15 protein-coding genes and 1 pseudogene are annotated in these 18361 nt (G+C 62.6%); 11 read left to right on the top strand and 5 right to left on the bottom strand.

All coding sequences use genetic code 11. The features are described 5' to 3' along the window. Positions 1 to 127: 127 nt before the first annotated feature. The 3 genes and pseudogenes from JQ507_27005 to JQ507_26995 all read right to left on the bottom strand — a co-directional run bounded on the left by JQ507_27005 (position 128) and on the right by JQ507_26995 (position 3770). A complete protein-coding gene (locus JQ507_27005; GenBank protein QRI68537.1) occupies positions 128 to 2071 on the bottom strand; it encodes a DUF3732 domain-containing protein in 1944 nt (647 codons plus the stop codon). After that, positions 2068 to 2580, bottom strand: coding sequence for a hypothetical protein (locus JQ507_27000; protein ID QRI68536.1), 513 nt, complete (start codon positions 2578 to 2580; stop codon positions 2068 to 2070). Before JQ507_27000 ends, JQ507_27005 begins: the two co-directional genes overlap by 4 nt. Then, positions 2573 to 3770, bottom strand: a pseudogene (locus JQ507_26995) (hypothetical protein). The gene JQ507_27000 and the pseudogene JQ507_26995 overlap by 8 nt, the downstream one beginning before the upstream one ends. 563 nt (positions 3771 to 4333) lie before the next feature. Between JQ507_26995 and JQ507_26990 the strand changes: the two are divergent. From JQ507_26990 to JQ507_26980, 3 genes are all read left to right on the top strand, one after another. Beyond that, entirely contained in the window at positions 4334 to 4759 is a 426-nt protein-coding gene (locus JQ507_26990) for a hypothetical protein (GenBank protein ID QRI68535.1), read from the top strand. A gap of 54 nt (positions 4760 to 4813) precedes the next feature. Beyond that, on the top strand, positions 4814 to 5233 hold the full coding sequence (locus JQ507_26985) for a hypothetical protein (GenBank protein ID QRI68534.1): 420 nt from the start codon (positions 4814 to 4816) through the stop codon (positions 5231 to 5233). A gap of 113 nt (positions 5234 to 5346) precedes the next feature. Further along, a complete protein-coding gene (locus JQ507_26980) occupies positions 5347 to 5598 on the top strand; it encodes a PilZ domain-containing protein (GenBank protein ID QRI68533.1) in 252 nt (83 codons plus the stop codon). An 826-nt stretch (positions 5599 to 6424) separates the two neighbouring features. Here the strand turns inward: JQ507_26980 and JQ507_26975 are convergent. Further along, positions 6425 to 7084: a hypothetical protein gene (locus JQ507_26975; GenBank protein ID QRI68532.1), complete on the bottom strand. Its 660-nt coding sequence runs from the start codon at positions 7082 to 7084 to the stop codon at positions 6425 to 6427. Between the two features lie 473 nt (positions 7085 to 7557). Between JQ507_26975 and JQ507_26970 the strand changes: the two genes are divergently transcribed. Together JQ507_26970 and JQ507_26965 are read left to right on the top strand one after the other, a co-directional pair. Further along, positions 7558 to 9879 carry a molybdopterin guanine dinucleotide-containing S/N-oxide reductase gene (locus JQ507_26970; GenBank protein QRI68531.1) on the top strand — a complete coding sequence of 774 codons (2322 nt, stop codon included), beginning with the start codon at positions 7558 to 7560 and terminating at the stop codon, positions 9877 to 9879. Between the two features lie 101 nt (positions 9880 to 9980). Beyond that, entirely contained in the window at positions 9981 to 11024 is a 1044-nt protein-coding gene (locus JQ507_26965) for an alpha/beta hydrolase (protein QRI68530.1), read from the top strand. 13 nt (positions 11025 to 11037) lie between these two features. On the opposite strand, the gene JQ507_26960 is transcribed toward JQ507_26965, so the two are convergent. Then, positions 11038 to 11550, bottom strand: coding sequence for a helix-turn-helix transcriptional regulator (locus tag JQ507_26960; GenBank protein ID QRI68529.1), 513 nt, complete (start codon positions 11548 to 11550; stop codon positions 11038 to 11040). Between the two features lie 208 nt (positions 11551 to 11758). On the opposite strand from JQ507_26960, the gene JQ507_26955 reads away from it, so the two are divergent. The 6 genes from JQ507_26955 to JQ507_26930 all read left to right on the top strand — a co-directional run bounded on the left by JQ507_26955 (position 11759) and on the right by JQ507_26930 (position 18343). After that, positions 11759 to 12397 (top strand): 2-hydroxychromene-2-carboxylate isomerase, encoded by a 639-nt coding sequence (locus tag JQ507_26955; GenBank protein QRI68528.1) that lies wholly within the window; start codon positions 11759 to 11761, stop codon positions 12395 to 12397. 91 nt (positions 12398 to 12488) lie between these two features. Further along, the gene (locus JQ507_26950) at positions 12489 to 14003 is read left to right on the top strand and encodes an AMP-binding protein (protein ID QRI73528.1); all 1515 of its coding nucleotides are present in this window, start codon (positions 12489 to 12491) and stop codon (positions 14001 to 14003) included. Positions 14004 to 14055: 52 nt separating this feature from the next. Then, a complete protein-coding gene (locus JQ507_26945) occupies positions 14056 to 14793 on the top strand; it encodes an SDR family oxidoreductase (protein ID QRI68527.1) in 738 nt (245 codons plus the stop codon). A 12-nt stretch (positions 14794 to 14805) separates the two neighbouring features. Then, positions 14806 to 15987 (top strand): acyl-CoA dehydrogenase family protein, encoded by a 1182-nt coding sequence (locus tag JQ507_26940; GenBank protein QRI68526.1) that lies wholly within the window; start codon positions 14806 to 14808, stop codon positions 15985 to 15987. A gap of 21 nt (positions 15988 to 16008) precedes the next feature. After that, positions 16009 to 17139 (top strand): acyl-CoA dehydrogenase family protein, encoded by a 1131-nt coding sequence (locus JQ507_26935; protein QRI68525.1) that lies wholly within the window; start codon positions 16009 to 16011, stop codon positions 17137 to 17139. 16 nt (positions 17140 to 17155) lie between these two features. Then, positions 17156 to 18343: an acetyl-CoA C-acyltransferase gene (locus JQ507_26930; protein QRI68524.1), complete on the top strand. Its 1188-nt coding sequence runs from the start codon at positions 17156 to 17158 to the stop codon at positions 18341 to 18343. The last annotated feature ends 18 nt before the right edge of the window (positions 18344 to 18361 follow it).

The raw sequence follows: 18361 nt of genomic DNA, 5'->3' as shown, positions 1-18361 counted from the left end.
CTTCGCTCATGCGGGCTTCTTGCTAGGCGGCTGAATCTTTACGCTGGATTCAAGCTCTCGCATGGAACTTGCCATCCGCTTCGCGGCGTTGAATTCGTAGCACGCTCGGACGACAGAGCGAGCACGATTAGGGCCGCAACCAAGTCTGGGGCACAAACTTGATCCCGTCTCGCCAGCGCTGGACGATGCAATCGTGGAACCATGGCTCAAGCAGCTCAACATGATCAGTTACAATTATTTGGGTGCGAGGACCTTGGCCGCTCATTGAGTAATTCCACAAGAGCTCAAACAGCTCATGCACAGCAGCCTGATCTTCATCTGCCAGTCCGTCGACGCGCCCATTTTCGTCACGCTCGGGTGGATAGTGCGCTTGCGAAGGTTGGTCCAACATAAGGAATGCAGGCACTGGACGCCTTCGGAGGAAGAACAATCTGTGAAGACTGAGGTGCGCTGCAACGTGATACCCGACCCAGTTTTCGCCGCTGCCCATTTGGCTAAGCGAAAGCGGTCCGTCGACCGTATCGGCAACTACCGTGAGGGACTTCATATCCAGCCTCAATGGATTGTTGCCGTGTTCCAAGCCAAGCTGTCGAGCGTATGTCGTGAGGTCCCGGTTCACAAGACTCAGGGCCGTGTCGAGCCGGCTTTGGGAGGTGTCATCCTCCAATGCTTGCTCCAGTTCAGCAATCTCGGCGCGAAGGCGCTCTATCGCTTGCGGAAGGTGGCTGTCGGTGGCCGTCGCTTTAACGTTCTCCAGATAGTACGCAATACGACCGGAGACGCGGGCCTGTTCTGTAAAGGACTCCTGTTGAATCCGTAGCCGCTCGTTATCTTGAATACGGGCAGCCAAGTCTCGTTGAACCGCGCGAAGTTGCTCTTCAATGCTGGCGCGTTGGGCTTCAAGCGAAGCGAGGCGAGCCTGAAGCCGAGGAGAATCGCGGTGAACAGATGTAAGCTGCTGCTCTATTCCAACCAGGGATTCCCTTAGCTCTGTAACTGATGGAACAGGGATGGCGAGGTGGCTGTCACACAGCGGGCAAATGTCAGTGTGCCCGTCAACCGCTCTAATAAGACTAATAGAAGCGAGTCTGGCCTCCTGTTCTTTTGCCTCCGTGGCAAACTCGGAAGCTTCGCGGCCAAGTCGTTCTACATCTGCGATTTCCTCGCGCATCTCCTGGAGCTCGCCTCGAAGTCTGCGACGCCGATCTTCAAGTTCGCTAAGATCGGCTTCAGGCTCCTCTATTGAGGTTATATCGATAGGACGAGGTGCAGAAGCCTGTCGCAACAGCTCCATCGCACTTTCCGCGTTGGAAGCAGTTGCATCTGGTGGTATTAGTCGGACGCGTCGAGCCTCTTGCAGAAGAGCCTGTGCACTTGTCGACACTTCACGCGTCACCGCGCTTGCGTCTGCATATTCCCGTTCAAGCTTTCTTAATCTCGCTCGGACCTCATTGTAGCGCATCAGCGTCAGGAAGTGATTTTCGTCAATCGCGCCAAGGAAATACGGCAGGCTGTCTCTGATCGCCGCGGGCATGAATTGCTCGCCCTGCCTATGAAATAGCAAGCGCCTGTTTGCGATCTCGTCTTGGCCTTGCAAGGAGAACAAAATCGCGTGCCGGGATGACGCTTCCAATGGAAGCCTGGTTGAGCCCTGCTCCGGGACATGCAGATTCTCGGATATTCCGAGGATTGTGGATAGCTGGGTCTTCAAACCCTCCGCCGTAATGTTCTTCTGGAATTCGGCCGAGGTGGCGGGGAGGATCTCAACACCACGAGCAAAAAAGGTGTCGTCGCTTGCGCGTCCTGCCGGACCAGGATTGCGGCGTGCAAGAAGGATTCCTTCTCCGTCGTGATCAAGATGGAGAGCAAACCAAGACACGCTCTTGCGTATTTCCCCTTCGGCGACAGTGCACTCTGCGCGCCCCCAACAATAATCGACAATATCCAGAAGAGAAGACTTACCCGTCTTTGAAGCGCCGGTAACGATGTTCAGGCTACTTAGTTTGAATTCGACGTCGCGCCGTTCACCTTCATGCGAATAGATAGAAATTGAACGCAATTGAAGACTCATGGCGATACTCCCAATCCCTGCATAATAGATGAAGCGCTCCCCTGGTTTGCAAACCACCTTCCAAGCAGGGCGGCTGCACTGCGGGCTTCACTCACATCATCCGTGACCAGCAATGGCCGCGCCGAACGACCAATGGACTTGGTACCTGGCCTTAGCCCCCCTCCGTTGAATGCAAGTACCTTGTGTTGAATGAGAAAGAGCAGCGCCTCACGAGTTACCGGCACTAGTCGCTGAGCCCTGTCCGGAAATTCAGCGAGAATCGGATTGTGATCCGCGGTCCATCCGGCGAATGCGGTCGATGAATTGCCGGGAAGCTGGCCTCGTGTCGCCGGATGCAATACGAGGGGAAGCACAACGAACGAGAGCGCGAAGCTAAACGGTTGCTTTCTCAATCTAAAAAATTCAGCGACGGTTCGAAAAATTAGCTCGCCGCAGAAAGCCGGGTTCAAATTGCGCGCTTCCTCAGAAGGCCTGTCTGACCACCGCAAATCCCATTGGGTCTTATGCATCTTCCGGCTCCTCTATTGAGGAAAAGAGAGATGCATAGTTGCGATGCCAACCGATCCTGAGATCATTGGCTAAGATATGGTAGGAACCTACATTGAGAAATCTTGCAGTTACCGTTCTAAAGGGAAACCGGGCCTCGGCCTCTACCCAATGATACAGTTGCTGACCTGCCTGCCGAGCTGTCGCATCATCGGCTGCATCGCTGAGACCATCACACATAGTCTCAAATCGAGGCTGCCATTCTTCTGTAAGCGTTTTTTTCGAATCTTGCCACCTCTCCATCAAACAGGAGATTTTGCCGAGTCCACAGAGACCGCTGCGTGAAGGCGCGGTAATAATCCCGCTTCGCGTACTGGACCCTTGTGTTTCCAACCCCGACGCTTCGCAGCTGCCGGACAAATGTCATTTCATTTAGTGCGTCGAGTTCGGACTGCGGGGGGTCGACATGCTCCATATCTGTCGGGAGAGCGTCACGCCTCATGGCGTCGCGGATGTCATCGAGCTTTCCCTCGAGCTCAAGAATTGAGATCACGCCTCCCTCCTGAAGCGCGACGCATATGCGGGGCCACCACCACCCTTCAAGCATTTGGCGCGCGACAGAGGCCTTGCCCCGCGGAGCGATCAACTTCAGACGCTCTTCTATGGCCGTTTCAAGCTCGGTGATTACAGGGCTTTGATCTAACACCTCCACTGCGTTGAGGAGTGAATTACGCATCTGTGGCGTCAGCTTTTGAAAGGCGGCGAAAGCATCCTTCAATGTTTTGTTTTCGGACGACTCGGCTGCGGACACGAGTAGCTTTTCAGCCTGAGTGATGTCGCGGTGGGCGTCGGGGCGCAAGAAGGAGGCTGCGGAGTGGGGTGGTGCATGGCCAGTAGTTATGAGAACGAACCGACTCCGGCCAGGGAGCGCCGGATTCTCTCTCGTCGCTTCGCACCAAATCCTAAGAGTCTTCCAAAGATCGACGCTCGTATCTGTCAGATCTCCCACCTTGCTTATGTGATGTTTCGTTTGCAGCAGCTCGATGGGCTCTCCGTCTTTCTCGAACGAGACGTCGTCGAAGCGTTCTATCGCAACATCAATGCTGAATTCACCGTATGCAAGGCGAAGGCTCTCAAATAGAGCAAGCCGAGCCTGATAATAGTAGCCCGCAGCCGAACTCGCCGCTGTAAAAGTCTGCTTCTTCGTAGTCACGCCTGCCCCGGCTCTCACCTAGCCCCTTCCATACAACGAATGCGTGCACGGCCGCCGACATACGTCAAGCCAAGAGCCCAAGTAAAGAAAAGTTATGCAGAAGAGCCACAACGTCTCCGGGCGTCGCCACAAAGGGATTGAGTCAAAACAAGCGTCTGCATGCTCTCATCCGCGGACGGAGAGAAAGGACTCGTTCCGTCAAAGCCAAATGCTCGCAATGTAAACAATTTTCTATAGCAATATCAATTGTATAGCGGCCTGCAGGTTTTATTCTGAACGGCGCGCCAGACGGCTCTTTGCAAGAGCGATCACTTCATCCCCTCCAGCACCTTCCTTGCCTCCCCCAACAACGCCCGTACCTCCCACCGCTCTTCGATCGCCTCCCTGGTAAACAGGCCGTGCTTGCGCGCGTTCCGGTTTGCCCTTGGCGCGCCAGATCCCTTTGCGCCGCCGTGCATGCGGCAACGCCTATTGCCGCGCACCGCCGGCGCGCGGCACGCGCCGCCGCAAGGGGTCTTAACGCGGCAACGCGGGCTCGCCAGCTTTGCCCCGGTCGTTCCGATATGACCGCTCAAGCCTTGGCGTTCTGCCTGGCATCGGCGGCATCATGCGTTCGCCTGCCGCGCGCGGCCTTCGGCGCCCGCGCCGCGGATGCCGGTGGCGCTGGTGGATCGGCTGTCGAGGCGAAGACGACGCGACTGTTGGTGCTCGCCCAGAGCGAAGTCGCCACACCGAATATCGTGGCGCGACGACTTCGCCATGGTGGACCCGGATCGAGGGCAATATCCGGTACGCTGATGTTTGATCGGCGCCCGCGTCAAAGCAAACGAACTCGCGCGTTAAGCTCGATGCTGCGCGATCAGGTCAATTCGGGAACTCCGGCCGTCGCATCATCCATTCCGGTTCAGGTCGACTCCGCGGCGTCATTGATCGCGGTCGGAGCACTTGATCCATTGCGCAGATTGTCGGGCGGCAAGGTCGAAATTTGACCGGCTGTTAACCGGCCTCGCCGAGACTATTTCTGCCAGACCGGAGACGTGGAAGTGTCCTTCCAACTGACCGTCTTGAAAGTGCTGGCCGGCCAGTCCGCCGGGCGTGCCTCCGTTGCCGAAATCCGGCACGCCGTCGAAATCCTCATGAACAGCGGCAAAGACTGGACCGATCGCATGAAGCGCTTGGCTCAGCATGCCCCCGATCTAAATATCTTCACGGCCAGATACATTCTCCGCGATGACAAAGGCTGGGAAATCACCGATGAGGGACGGCAATTCCTCGCCGCGCTCGAGGCGGCGGTTGCCAATCGGATAGAGCCACCGCCTCGAACAATCGTCGATCTGCCATCCAGCGTACCCGCAGCGAAGCCAGTGGCAGAGGTCGCAAGATCGCTTGATCCTCCCCAAAGACGCCGCGACAGGCCGCGACGCCGGCGGGGGAAGGATCGATCCAATCGGCGCAGGGCCTGAATTGGTTTGTTGGGCTTTGGAGCGCGGGGTCGCATCAAGCCTTCGTTAGTGGAAACGCAATCTTTCTGACGGAGCATCGATCAGATTTGCATCATTTATTGATTGGCCACGGAATGGTTGTCCTTCCCGACAGACGAAAGTCTGCGCGCAATCCGTCTTTGGATGATGCCCTCATCAGGTTTGACGACCTGTCGCTGTGCTGTACCGTGCGGGACATCACGGAGGATGGCGCCGCTGTGTGGGCAGACCAGAATTTCGAACTGCCCGATCAGTTCACCCTCATCATTCCGCCGAGCAAGACCTGGTTGTGCCATGTGATTTGGCGCAAAGGCGGATGGATCGGCGTCAAGTTCCACACTGAGTGAAACGCGTGCTTGCGCCACGCTGAACGCGACGCCCACGGCCGTATGTCGTGCGCATGCGCGGGATTTTGCAATCGACGCGCGCTGACTGCACCGGGAAGGTATGGGAAATGATCCCGCCGCGGCAGCAGGCCCGTGCCTGTCGTGGCCGTGCCGCGCCGGCGTCGTAGCCGGCTGTTCGAGGGATTGCTCGCTCAGCCCTGAGGGAAGTGTGTCGCCCTCGCAACGTTGCAATTGTTCCGCTGGGGACCGGGCGTGTTTGCTCTTCACCGGAGCGCCGATTCATTCTCTAATGATGACGGACCTTCGGCGGCGATTGTATTTCCAAGATGTTCATTTGAGATCGGGTCCAAGAGGTCGCTGTCAGCGCCAGCGACCTCTTCGTTTTGCTTCATTTCGTTTTGCTGCATTCATTTGCGGAGGGATCCTCCAATGCCGATACAGGTGTGGGCCATTGCAGCTTCGATCGGCTGGACAGCCGTTGTCGGGACGACGCTGCTCTACATGATTTTTGGACCCGGCTAGGTCGACGCCAACCCATCAGGTGGACGACGCGGTCATGGTCGAAATCTCATTCCCTTCAGCATCTTCCGCGCTTCCCCCAACAACGCCCGTATCTCCCTCCGCTCGGCGATCGCATCCCTGGTGAAAAGCCCGTGCTTGCGGGCATTCCGGTTTGCTCTCGGCGCGCCGGATCCCTTGGCACCGCCGTGCATGCGGCAGCGCCTCTTGCCGCGCACTGCCGGCGCGCGGCACGCGCCGCCCGAGCGGGTTCTGGCGCCGCAGCGCGCGCTCGCCAGCATTGGGCCGGTGGTGCTGGTGTGATTGCTCATGCCTGGGCGTTCTGCCCAGCGTCGGCGGCATCATGCGCGCGCCTGGCGCTCACGGCCTTCGGCGTCCGCGTCTTGGGTGCCGGCATCTTGTCGGAGACGATCACGTTCGCATGCTGGGTGACGTTGCCGACGATGGCGTTGCCGCCGTCTTCCACTTTCACGTTCTGCACGGTGATGGCGGGTTCGCCATGGCTGCGGTAGCGGTTCAGCGCCTCGATCTGGGCGGGAAAGGTGCGGGCGAGCCGGCCGAGGGCGCGCGCCGCGCTGTCGTGCTGGGCGAGGTCGTCGGCATGCGCGAGGTGCTGGGCACAGCGCATCGCCATCACATGCACCGAGACCATCTGCGCCACCAGCATGGCCTCGACGGCATCGCGCGGGCGAATGCTCTTCACCATCGATAGCATGAAAGCGAGGTTGACCTCGCTGGGCCTGCCGCCGCTCACGCTGGCCCTGACCAATTGCCTGAGGATGCCGTCCATCGCGTCGCGATCGGCGACCCCGAGCGCGTTCGCCATCAGCTGCTCGCCGAGCTTCCGGTCGGGGTGATCGATCGCGTAGCCGCGCCGCGAGAGTTTGATGCGCGGCAGTGCGGCTGCTTGCGGCTCGGCGGGTAGGGCGGCCGGCGTCGGCACGGTGAGATCGGGGGCAGTGGTCATGTCGATAGTCCCTGGAATGCGCCGCGCGCGCAGGCGATCGCTCGCTGCGGGCGGCGGGTGCGATGTCGATTGAGGGTTTAAGGATGTCCGGCCGCGATCGCAGCCGGCGAGCCCGCGCTTGCGGGCGAGGGGGCGCCTGCAGGGGCGCTTGCATGATTTCGGAATATTGGAAATATGCCCCTGATTTGCCCGACGTGTCAAGCCGCCGTGTCAGGCGCTGGCGGCGGGCCTGCGCCTTTGCATGGGGTTGTTTTCGCGTTTTTCGCCGCGCGCATTGATTGCGGCGAGTTCCGCCACCGTCGTCAGCGATGATCCCGGCGAGACACGGTGCGACATCCGCGCTCGCGGATGCCCTGCGCGGGGCCGCCTGCGCATCCCGCAACCCTCAATCCGAAGACATCGGGGCGCGGATCGTTATACTGCCGACAGCTTTGCGACCGGGCTCGAGGCCCGCATCTGAGGACACTGCTGAAATGAGCGAGACCATTGGCCACCCCGATCCCGGCCTCGATCTGTCCGATGGTTTCAAGCCGCACACCTCGCATTGGGGCGTGTTCTCGGCGCGGCTCGGCCAAGCCGGCCTCGAAGTCCGGCCCTATGCCGGAGATCCCGATCCGAACGGCATCATCAACAACTTCCCCGGCGCGCTGCGCCACCAGGCGCGCATCGCGAGGCCCGCGATCCGCCGTGGCTGGCTGGAGCGCGGCCCCGGGCCCGACGACCGCCGCGGCCGCGACGAATTCGTCCCGGTCAGCTGGGAGAAGGCGCTCGATCTGCTCGGCGGTGAGCTCGGGCGCGTTCGCGACACGATCGGCCCCGGCGCGGTGTTCGGCGGCTCCTATGGCTGGTCGAGCGCGGGCCGCTTCCATCACGCGCAGAGCCAGGTGCATCGCTTCCTCAACATCGCGATGGGCGGCTATGTCCGGTCGGTGAACTCCTATTCCTCCGGCGCGTCCTCGGTGCTGCTGCCGCAGATTTTGACCGGCTACGAGGACATCACCAAGCGCAACGTCACCTGGGAGCAGATCGCTGATAAGACCGACATCGTGCTGGCGTTCGGCGGCATGGCGCTGAAGAACTCGATGGTGGCCGGCGGCTCGATCAGCAAGCATGTCGAGCGCGGCGCGATGCAGGCCGCGCACCGCCGCGGCTGCGAGTTCGTGCTGGTCAGCCCGCTGCGTGACGATCTCCCGGTCGAGGCCGGCGCCGAATGGCTGACCGCGACACCGGGCACCGACACCGCGCTGATGCTCGGCATCGTCCACACTTTGGTCAGCGAAGGCCTGCACGACCAGGCCTTCCTCGATCGCTACACCGAGGGCTGGCCGGTGTTTTTGCGCTATCTCACAGGCGAGACCGACGGCGTGTCGAAGAGCGCCGATTGGGCCGCGTCGATCTGCGGCATCGACGCCGGCACGATCAGGACGCTGGCGCGGCGGCTTGCCGGGCGGCGCGCGCTGATCACCGTCTCGCATTCGCTGCAGCGCGCCGAGCATGGCGAGCAGCCGGTGTGGATGGGCATGGTGCTGGCGGCGGCGCTCGGCCAGATCGGCCTGCCCGGCGGCGGCTACGCCTATTCGCTCGGCGCGATCGGCTATTACGGGCGCCGCGTCAACGCCGTGCCCGGACCGACGCTCGGCCAGGGCCGCAACGGCGTCGCCGACTTCATTCCGGTGGCGCGCATCGCCGACATGCTGCTCAATCCCGGCACGACCTATCGCTACAATGGCGAGACGCGGACCTATCCGGATATCCGCCTGGTCTACTGGGCCGGCGGCAATCCGTTCCATCACCACCAGGACCTCAATCGCCTGCGCAAGGCGTTTGCGCGGCTCGATACGCTCGTGGTGCACGAGCTCGCCTGGACCGCGACCGCGCGCCACGCCGACATCGTGCTGCCCGCGACCATGACGCTGGAGCGCGAGGACATCGGCTATTCCACCAACGATCCCCTGATGGTCGCGATGCACCGGATCGCCGAGCCGTTCGGCCTCGCCCGCGACGACTACGACATCTTCGCAGATCTCGCCGAGCGGCTCGGGGCCCGCGAGCCCTTCACCGAGGGGCGCACTTCGCGCGAATGGCTGCAACATCTCTACGAGCCGACCCGCAAGGCGCTCGCCGCGCGCGGGCTGGAGGCGCCCGGCTTCGATGAGTTCTGGGCGCGCGGCAGTCTGGTCGTGCCGCAGCATCTCGACGATGGCGGCGCGCTGCGCCGCTTCCGCGAGGACCCGGTCGCGCGTCCGCTGCCGACACCGAGCGGCCGCATCGAGATCTTCTCGCAGAAGATCGCCGGTCATGGCGATGCGGATTGCCCGGGCCATCCGGTCTGGCTCGCGAAGACGGACACGCCGACACCTGATACGCCGTGCTTCCTGGTCGCCAACCAGCCGGTGACGCGGCTGCACAGCCAGCTCGATTTCGGCGGCCATTCGGTTGAGGCCAAGCATCGCGGCCGCGAGGTCGCGCGCATGAATCCGCGCGACGCTGCGGCGCGCGGGATCGCCGACGGCGACATCATCCGCATCTTCAACGCGCGCGGCGCCTGCCTTGCCGCGGTGCATGTCACCGACGGCATCGCCCCCGGCGTGGTGCAACTGCCGACCGGCGCCTGGTACGATCCGATGGACCCCGAGGACGAGGCGCCGCTCTGCGTTCACGGCAATCCCAACGTGCTGACGCGCGATATCGGCACGTCCTCCTTCGCGCAGGGCTGCACCGGGCAGCTGACGACGGTTCAGGTCGAGCGCTTCAACGGCAATCTGCCGCCGATCCGGGCGTTCGATCCGGCGTAATTTTACGCCGATCACGAACAAATCATCCATCGGCGCTGGAAGGCGCCGATGCGTTCGGCTACGGCATCACGAGATCGCCCCTAATTGCTGGATCGTCTGAGATGCACATGAAAACCCTGTCTTATCTTGTCGTCGCCGCGACCGTCGCGTTCGGTGCCTCGAACGCGCTGGCGCAGTCGGCCGCCGAGCCGGCCTACGGACCGGAACTGCAGGGTTTCGACTATCCCTATCCGGTCGAGCATTATCGTTTCAGCTCGCAGGGGCAGGAGCTCGACATGGCCTATCTCGACGTCAAGCCTTCGACGCCGAACGGCCAGACCGCGGTGCTGCTGCACGGCAAGAATTTCTGCGCCGCGACCTGGGACGGCACCATCAAGGCGCTCAGCGGCGCCGGCTATCGCGTGATCGCGCCGGACCAGATCGGCTTCTGCAAATCCAGTAAGCCGGAACGCTACCAGTTCACCTTCCAGCAACTCGCCAGCAACAGCCGCGCGCTGCTCGCCTCGCTCGGGATCGAGCATTCGATCATGGTCGGCCACTCGACCGGCGGCATGCTCGCGATCCGCTACGCGCTGATGTATCCGGACGCCACCGACCGCCTGGTGCTGGTCGATCCGATCGGCCTCGAAGACTGGAAGGTCAAGGGCGTGCCGTGGCTCAGCCTCGACGGCTGGATGCAGCGCGAGACCCGCGTCACCGCCGACAGCATCCGCGCCTATGAGCGCGCGACCTACTATGCCGACACCTGGGATCCGTCCTACGAGGTGTGGGTGCAGATGCTGGCGGGCATGTATCGCGGCGAGGGCCGCGCCGCCGTGGCGTCGAGCTCGGCGCGGCTCTACGACATGATTGCGACCCAGCCGGTGTTCTACGAATTCGAGCGGATCGCGCCGCCGACGCTGCTCGTGATCGGCGACAAGGACACCACAGCGATCGCCAAGGACACCGCGCCGCCGGAGATCCGCAAGACGCTCGGCAATTATCCGGTGCTCGGCAAGGAAGCCGCGAAGCGGATCCCGCATATCCAGCTGATCGAATTCCCGGATCTCGGCCATTCGCCGCAGATCCAGGCGCCCGCGCGCTTCCACGCGGCGCTGCTCGGCTGGCTGCAGCATCCGGAGACCGGCGCGACGCTGGTCAAGTAAGGGACGACAGGATTTAAGTCGATTCAGCGCCTCGCTTGGCGCGCTCCTGCGCCCTCGCATGCACCGGTGACGACCGCCGCGCGCCGGGGCCCGGATGCACATGGACGCTCTTCGCGCTCAGCGGCTCGCCGCATTCCGAGCAGACCATGACCGGATCGAACATCTTCTTGCAGCTCTTGTGTTCGTGCAGCATCGGCCGGCCGCGCGCGTCGACCATGTGGACGTTGCCCCAGTGCACGATCGACATGATGATCGGATAGAGATCGAGCCCCTTCTGCGTCAGGATGTACTCGTAGCGCTTCGGCGCCTCGGAATAGGGAATCTTGCGCAGCACGCCGAACCGCACCAGCTTCTTCAGCCGGTCGGCGAGCAGATGCCGGGTGATCCCGAGCGAGGCCTGGAAGTCATCGAACCTGCGGATGCGCAGGAAACATTCGCGCAGGATCAGCAGGCTCCAGCGGTCGCCGATCACGGCGACCGTGCGGGCAAGCGAGCATGGCTCCTCCTCGAGTGCATCCCATTTCATCGGCGTCTCCTGCACACTGCAACGATATCGCAAACCAAATTCTAAAACAGAACTGACGTTGTTTCAATAGGATGCTTCCAAAGTGGCCGCCTGTCGCGCATTGGATGACAAATATCATATTGACAGTTCTAAAATAGAACTTATGGTTCGGGCCACGATCAACCGGTGGCGACGGACGAGCGCTGCGCATCGAAGGGAAGGGCGTTCCATGGCTGCTCCGCTCAAGGTCGAATTCCACTTCGATTTCGGAAGTCCGAACGCCTATCTCGCCGAGCTTGCGCTGCCTGGGATCGAGAAGCGCACCGGCGTCAAGTTCGACTATGTCCCGGTGCTGCTCGGCGGCGTCTACAAGGCGACCGGCAACATGTCGCCCGGCGAGTCCCTGCGCGGCATCAAGAACAAGCCCGAATACAACGCGCTCGAAACCGAGCGCTTCCTGCGCCGCCACAACATCACGACGTTCAAGTCGAACCCGTTCTTCCCGGTCAACACGCTGATGCTGATGCGCGGCGTCGTCGCCGCCGATTTCGAGGGCCTGTTCGAGCCTTATTTCCGCGCTGCCTATCACCACATGTGGTCCGAGCCCAAGAAGATGGACGATCCGCAGGTGTTCCGCGAAGCGTTCCTGTCCTCGGGCCTCGACATCGATCGCATCATCGCCCGCGCGCAGCAGGACGAGGTGAAGAAGAAGCTGATCGAGAACACCAGCAATGCCGTGGCTCGCGGCTCGTTCGGGTCACCGACCTTCTTTGTCGGCGACGAGATATTCTTCGGCAAGGACCGTTTGCGCGAGGTCGAGGACGAGATCGTGGCGCAGCTGGCTGCCGGGCGGCGCAGGACCGCCTGAGCAGGAAATTCCTCAACACAACAAATCAAGCCCGAAGGGCTGCGACAGGGAGGTTTCAGTGCCGGCGTCGATCCAGATTGTCGAAGGAAGTGTGGAAGGCCTGCCGAACCGGATCCATGAGGTGATCGATTATCACGTCGCGGCGACGCCGGATCACCCGGCGCTGATCGACGACAGTACGCGCCTGACCTATCGCGAGCTCGATGGGGCAGTCAGTCGCGTCGCCGACGCCTTGCAGGCGCTGGGTATCCGCCCCGGCGACCGCATGATGATCGTGAGCGAGAATTCGATCCCGCTCGCCTGCCTGCTGCTGGCGGCGAGCCGGCTCGATGTCTGGTCGATCGTGGTCAATCCCCGACTGTCGCCCCGTGAGCTCGACCAGATCAGGGATCACAGCGGCGCCCGCCGCGTGTTGCTGACCGCCGAGGTGTCGCAGGAAGCTGCCGCCCATGCCGCGCGCTATGAGGCTGTCGTGCAGGATGTCGGCCCGCTCCACGGCGTCGCCGTCACCAGCTTGAACCTGGCAACGATTGCCGAGCCGGTCGAGGCCGATGGCGCCGACCAGGTCGCGGTCCTCATCTATACGTCCGGCACCACGGGCACGCCAAAAGGCGTGATGCTGACGCACCGCAATCTCCTGTTCAGCGCCCGGGGCACCGCGGGCTTCCGCAAGATGACGGCCGATGACGTGCAGTATTGCGTGCTGCCGATCTCGCATATCGTCGGCATCTCGCTGCTGACGATGACCTTGATGGTCGGCGCCACCGTGCGCCTGGTCGCCAAATACGATCCGGCGGCGCTGGTCAAGGCGATGACTGAAGAGGGCATCACGATCCTGAATGGCGTGCCAGCGACCTATCAGCGCCTGCTCGAATATCGCCGCAACGCGGGTCTGCCGAAGCTCGATCGCGGCCGGTTGCGCGTGATCTCGGTGGCCGGCGCGCCGCTCGACCTCGAGCTCAAGACCCGGGTCGAGCAGGAGCTCGGCCTGCCGTTGCTCAACGGCTATGGCATCACCGAATGCTCGCCCGGCATCTCCGGCGTCCGGCCCGACAATCCGCGCTCCGACCACGCCGTCGGCGCAGTCATGCCGGGCCTCGAAGCAAAGCTGGTCGACCGCGATCTCAAGCCGGTCGCTGACGGGGAGGTCGGCGAGCTCCACGTCCGCGGACCGAACGTGATGCGTGGCTATTACCGTGCGCCCGATCTGACCGCCAAGGCGATCGACCCCGACGGCTGGTTCAATACCGGCGATCTGGCCCGCTTCCAGGATGGCGTCCTCTACATCGTCGGGCGCACCAAGGAGATGATCATCCGTTCCGGGTTCAACGTCTATCCGGCCGAGATCGAGGCGGTGCTGAGCACGCATGACGCTGTTGTGCAGTGCGCCGTGGTCGGCCGGCCGGTCGAGGGCAATGAGGAGGTCGTCGCCTTCGTGCAGCTGATCAAGGGCTCGACGGCAACTGTGGCGGACCTGATGGCCCATGTTGCCCCGCAACTCACCTCGTACAAGCGCCCGTCGGAGATTATCCTGATGGACGCGCTGCCCGCGACATCGACGGGCAAGCTGTTGAAGCACAAGCTGGCGGAATCGCTGCGCAGCTGAGGCTGCCGGCGTCGGAGCAAGACAGTTCACACAAACAGAACCGGAGTACACCATGCAGAAGAGAAACAAGACGGTTGCCGTCATTGGTGCCGGTGATTTCATCGGCGGCGAGATCGCCAAGAAGTTCGCTTCCGAGGGCTTCACGATCTTCGCCGGCCGCCGCAACGGCGACAAGCTCGCGCCGCTGGTCAAGGAGATCGAGGCGGCCGGCGGCGAGATCCATGCGCGCTCGCTCGATGCGCGCAAGGAGGAAGAGATCACCGCCTTCCTCAACGACGCCGACAAGCATGCGCCGCTCGAGGTCTGCATCTTCAACATCGGCGCCAACGTCAATTTCCCGATCCTCGAGACCACGGAGCGCGTGTTCCGCAAGGTTTGGGAAATGGCCTGCTACTCTGGCTTCCTGGCCGGGCGCGAGGCGGCGCGGCTGATGACGGCGCGCGGCGAGGGCAACATCTTTTTCACCGGCGCCACCGCCTCGCTGCGCGGGAGCAGCGGCTATGCCGCCTTTGCCAGCGCCAAGTTCGGCCTGCGTGCGGTGGCGCAGGCGATGGCGCGCGAGCTCGGACCGAAGAACATCCATGTCGCGCATCTGATCATCGATTCCGGCGTCGATACCGAATGGGTGCGGCAGCGCCGCATCGAGGCGCTCGGTCCGAACGCGCTCGACAATCCCGATCTGCTGATGCCGCCGGCCTCGGTCGCCGCGTCATATTGGCAGCTCTACCAGCAGCCGAAGAGCGCCTGGACCTTCGAACTCGAAATCCGGCCCTTCGGCGAGAAGTGGTAAGGAGCAGGTCCGATGGAGCTCGCGCTATCCCCTGAAGATGCGGCGTTTCGCGACGAGGTTCGCGCCTTCATCAAGGACAATTATCCGGCGGAGATGCGCGTCGCCAATCCGGAGACCGATCTCTCCAAGGAGCAGATGTTGTTGTGGCATCGCATCCTGCACAAGAAGGGCTGGATCGCGCCGCTCTGGCCGAAGGAATATGGCGGGCCGGGTTGGTCGATCACCCGCCGTTTCATCTTCGAGCAGGAGACGACACGCGCCGGCACCATGCCGCCGCTGGCATTCAGCGTCACCATGGTCGGCCCGGTCATCTACACTTTCGGCAATGCGACGCAGAAGGCGAAGTTCCTGCCGCGGATTCTCTCCGGCGAGGACTGGTGGTGCCAGGGCTATTCGGAGCCGGGCTCCGGCTCCGATCTCGCCACCGTTCGCACCAAAGCGGTGCGCGATGGCGACCACTACATCGTCAACGGCCACAAGACCTGGACCACGCTGGCGCAGCACGCCGACTGGATCTTCTGCCTGGTCCGGACCGATCCCGCCGCCAAGCCGCAATCCGGCATCTCGTTCCTGCTGATCGACATGAAATCGCCGGGCGTCACCGTGCGTCCGATCATCACCATCGACGGCTCGCACGAGGTCAACGACGTTTTCCTGGAGAACGTCCGGGTCCCCGCCGAGAACCTGATCGGCGAGGAGAATAAGGGCTGGACCTACGCCAAGTTCCTGCTCGGCAATGAGCGCACCAGCATGGCCGGCATCGGCCGCTCGACGCGGTATCTCAACCTGCTGAAGACAATCGTGAAGGCCGAGATCCCGGAAGACGATCCGGCGCATCTGGAATTCATCCGGGACATCGCCCGCGTCGAGCTCGACGTGCTGGCGCTCGAGGCGACCGAGCTTCGCGTCGTCGCCCAGATGGCCCGCGGCATCGATCCGGGGCCTGCGGCCTCGCTGTTCAAGATCCGCGGCACCGAGATCTTCCAGAATATCACCGAGCTCACGCATCGGGCGATCGGCAATTACGGGCTTGCGATCCGCGAGCATCCGGTCAGCGCCAATCACTTCATGCCAGGCCCGGACTACGGCCATACGGCGTCGGAGAAATATCTCAACTCGCGCAAGCTTTCGATCTACGGCGGATCGAACGAGATCCAGCGCAACATCATCGCCAAGGCGGTGCTTGGTCTCTAGCTACAAGGCAACGAGGATCGGATGGATATACAGTTCACGGAAGAGCAGGAATTGTTGCGGTCCAGCGTGCAGCGGATGCTACGCGACCAGTATGATTTCGACGCCCGCCGCAAGATCGTTGCGAGCGAGGAGGGGCTTGGCCGCAGGCAATGGGATGAATTCGCCGAGCTCGGCCTGCTCGCCGCGCCGTTCTCGGAAGCCGTCGGCGGGCTCAGCGGCGGGCCGCTGTCGACCATGATCATCATGCACGAGTTCGGCCGGCATCTCGTGGTCGAACCGTTCGTCGAGACGGTCGTGGTGGCCGGCAGCCTGATCGAGCGGGCGGGTTCCGAGGCGCAGAAGCAGGCCTACATCGCCGATATCATTGCGGGATCGAAGCTCTGGACGCTGGCCTGGACCGAGAAGGGCTCGCGCTTCGATCTCGCGACCGTCACCACGACCGCGCGACGGTATGGCGACGACTATGTGCTCACCGGGGAGAAGACGGCGGTCGTGGCTGCGCCATGGGCGGATCATCTCGTCGTTTCTGCCCGCACCTCGGGCCATCGTCATGATCGCGGCGGCGTCAGCCTGTTCGTGGTCGATCGCCGTGCCGCCAATCTCGATCTAACCAGCTTCAAGACGATCGACGGACGCCGTGCCGCCGAGATCAGCCTGCGCGGCGTGCGTGGAGAATTGCTCGGCAAGGAAGGCGAGGGCGTCGCCGCGCTGGAAGCCTGCCGCAACCGCGCGATCGGTGCGCTCTGTGCCGAGGCGGTCGGCGCGATCGGCGAGCTGAACGACGCGACACTGGAATATTCCAAGACGCGCAAGCAGTTCGGCGTCACGATCGGCAGCTTCCAGGTGCTGCAGCACCGGATGGTCGACATGTTCATCGCGCATCAGGAGGCGCTGTCGCTGATGCAGCATCTGTCGCTCAGCCTCAGCGAGGGTGAGGCCGGCCTCTCGCGGCTGGCTTCGGGCGCCAAGTCCAAGATCGGCTATGCCGGCAAGTTCGTGGCAGATCAGGCGGTGCAACTGCACGGCGGCATGGGCATGACCGACGAGCTGAACGTCGGTCATTATTTCAAGCGGATTTCCTCCATCAACATCCAGTTCGGCGATCCCGCCTATCACGTGCTGCGCTATGCGCAGCTCGACGCGGCCGCTTAAAGCCAGAGAGGCAAGCATGTCACAAGATGCAGTCATCGTTTCCACCGCGCGTACCGGCGTCGGCAAGGCCTATCGGGGCGCGCTCAACAACACCGACGGCCCGACCCTGGCCGGCCATGTGATGGCGGAAGCGGTGAAGCGCGCCGGCATAGCGCCCGGCGAGGTCGAGGACGTGGTGATGGGCTGCGCCATGCAGCAGGGCACCATGGTGATGAACGTCGCGCGCAAGGGCGCGATCCGCGCCGGACTTCCAGTCACCGTCGCCGGCACCACGATCGACCGGCAATGCGCTTCCGGCCTGCAGGCGATCGCGGTTGCGGCGCGCTCGGTGATGCTTGACGGCGTCGAGATCGCGATCGGCGGCGGCATCGAGTCGATCAGTCTGGTGCAGAACGAGCACATGAACCGGTTCCACGCCGTCGACGACGAGCTGATGGCGATGAAGCCCGAGATGTACATGTCGATGCTGGAGACGGCGGAGGTCGTCGCCGAGCGTTACGGGATCGGCCGCGACAAGCAGGACGAGTACAGCCTGGAATGCCAGCGGCGGGTCGGCGCCGCGCTGCAGGGCGGCCGCTTCAACGACGAGATCGTGCCGATCACAACCAGAATGGCCGTGGTCAACAAGGACACCAAGGAAGTCAGCTATCAGCAGGTGACTCTGGCCAAGGATGAAGGTCCACGTCCGGACACCACCGCGGACGGCCTGGCAAAAATCAAGCCGGTGTTCGAGGGCAAGACCATCAGCGCCGGCAATGCCAGCCAGCTCTCCGACGGTGCCTCGGCCTGCGTGATCATGAGCGACAGGATCGCTGCGCAGAAAGGGCTGAAGCCGCTCGGCATCTTCCGTGGTTTCGTTGCCGCCGGCGTCGAGCCGGACGAGATGGGCGTCGGCCCGGTTGCCGCGATCCCGCGGCTGTTGAAGCGGCATAATCTGAAGATCGACGACATCGATCTCTGGGAGCTCAACGAGGCCTATGCGGTGCAGGTGATCTATTGCCGCGACAAGCTCGGCATCGATCCTGAGAAGCTGAACGTCAACGGCGGCTCGATTGCGATCGGCCATCCCTACGGCATGACTGGCGCTCGGCTCACCGGTCACCTGCTGATCGAGGGCCGCCGGCGCAAGGCCAAATACGGTGTCGTGACCATGTGCATCGGCGGCGGCATGGGCGCGGCCGGTCTGTTCGAGATCGTCCACTGATCGGAAACGCGGGAGAGA

The organism is Bradyrhizobium sp. PSBB068, assembly GCA_016839165.1.
In the GTDB taxonomy this organism is placed as follows: Bacteria; Pseudomonadota; Alphaproteobacteria; order Rhizobiales; family Xanthobacteraceae; genus Bradyrhizobium.
This window is presented reverse-complemented; position numbering and strand designations above follow the sequence as displayed.

What these genes read in the sequence shown, in the direction of transcription:
- JQ507_26960 (QRI68529.1), bottom strand. Translation starts at nt 11,550, where the DNA reads ATGAAATGGGATGCACTCGAGGAGGAGCCATGCTCGCTTGCCCGCACG.
- JQ507_26975 (QRI68532.1), bottom strand. Translation starts at nt 7,084, where the DNA reads ATGACCACTGCCCCCGATCTCACCGTGCCGACGCCGGCCGCCCTACCC.
- JQ507_26945 (QRI68527.1), top strand. Translation starts at nt 14,056, where the DNA reads ATGCAGAAGAGAAACAAGACGGTTGCCGTCATTGGTGCCGGTGATTTC.
- JQ507_26970 (QRI68531.1), top strand. Translation starts at nt 7,558, where the DNA reads ATGAGCGAGACCATTGGCCACCCCGATCCCGGCCTCGATCTGTCCGAT.
- JQ507_26940 (QRI68526.1), top strand. Translation starts at nt 14,806, where the DNA reads ATGGAGCTCGCGCTATCCCCTGAAGATGCGGCGTTTCGCGACGAGGTT.
- JQ507_26955 (QRI68528.1), top strand. Translation starts at nt 11,759, where the DNA reads ATGGCTGCTCCGCTCAAGGTCGAATTCCACTTCGATTTCGGAAGTCCG.
- JQ507_27000 (QRI68536.1), bottom strand. Translation starts at nt 2,580, where the DNA reads ATGCATAAGACCCAATGGGATTTGCGGTGGTCAGACAGGCCTTCTGAG.
- JQ507_26990 (QRI68535.1), top strand. Translation starts at nt 4,334, where the DNA reads ATGACCGCTCAAGCCTTGGCGTTCTGCCTGGCATCGGCGGCATCATGC.
- JQ507_26980 (QRI68533.1), top strand. Translation starts at nt 5,347, where the DNA reads ATGGTTGTCCTTCCCGACAGACGAAAGTCTGCGCGCAATCCGTCTTTG.
- JQ507_27005 (QRI68537.1), bottom strand. Translation starts at nt 2,071, where the DNA reads ATGAGTCTTCAATTGCGTTCAATTTCTATCTATTCGCATGAAGGTGAA.
- JQ507_26965 (QRI68530.1), top strand. Translation starts at nt 9,981, where the DNA reads ATGCACATGAAAACCCTGTCTTATCTTGTCGTCGCCGCGACCGTCGCG.
- JQ507_26930 (QRI68524.1), top strand. Translation starts at nt 17,156, where the DNA reads ATGTCACAAGATGCAGTCATCGTTTCCACCGCGCGTACCGGCGTCGGC.
- JQ507_26935 (QRI68525.1), top strand. Translation starts at nt 16,009, where the DNA reads ATGGATATACAGTTCACGGAAGAGCAGGAATTGTTGCGGTCCAGCGTG.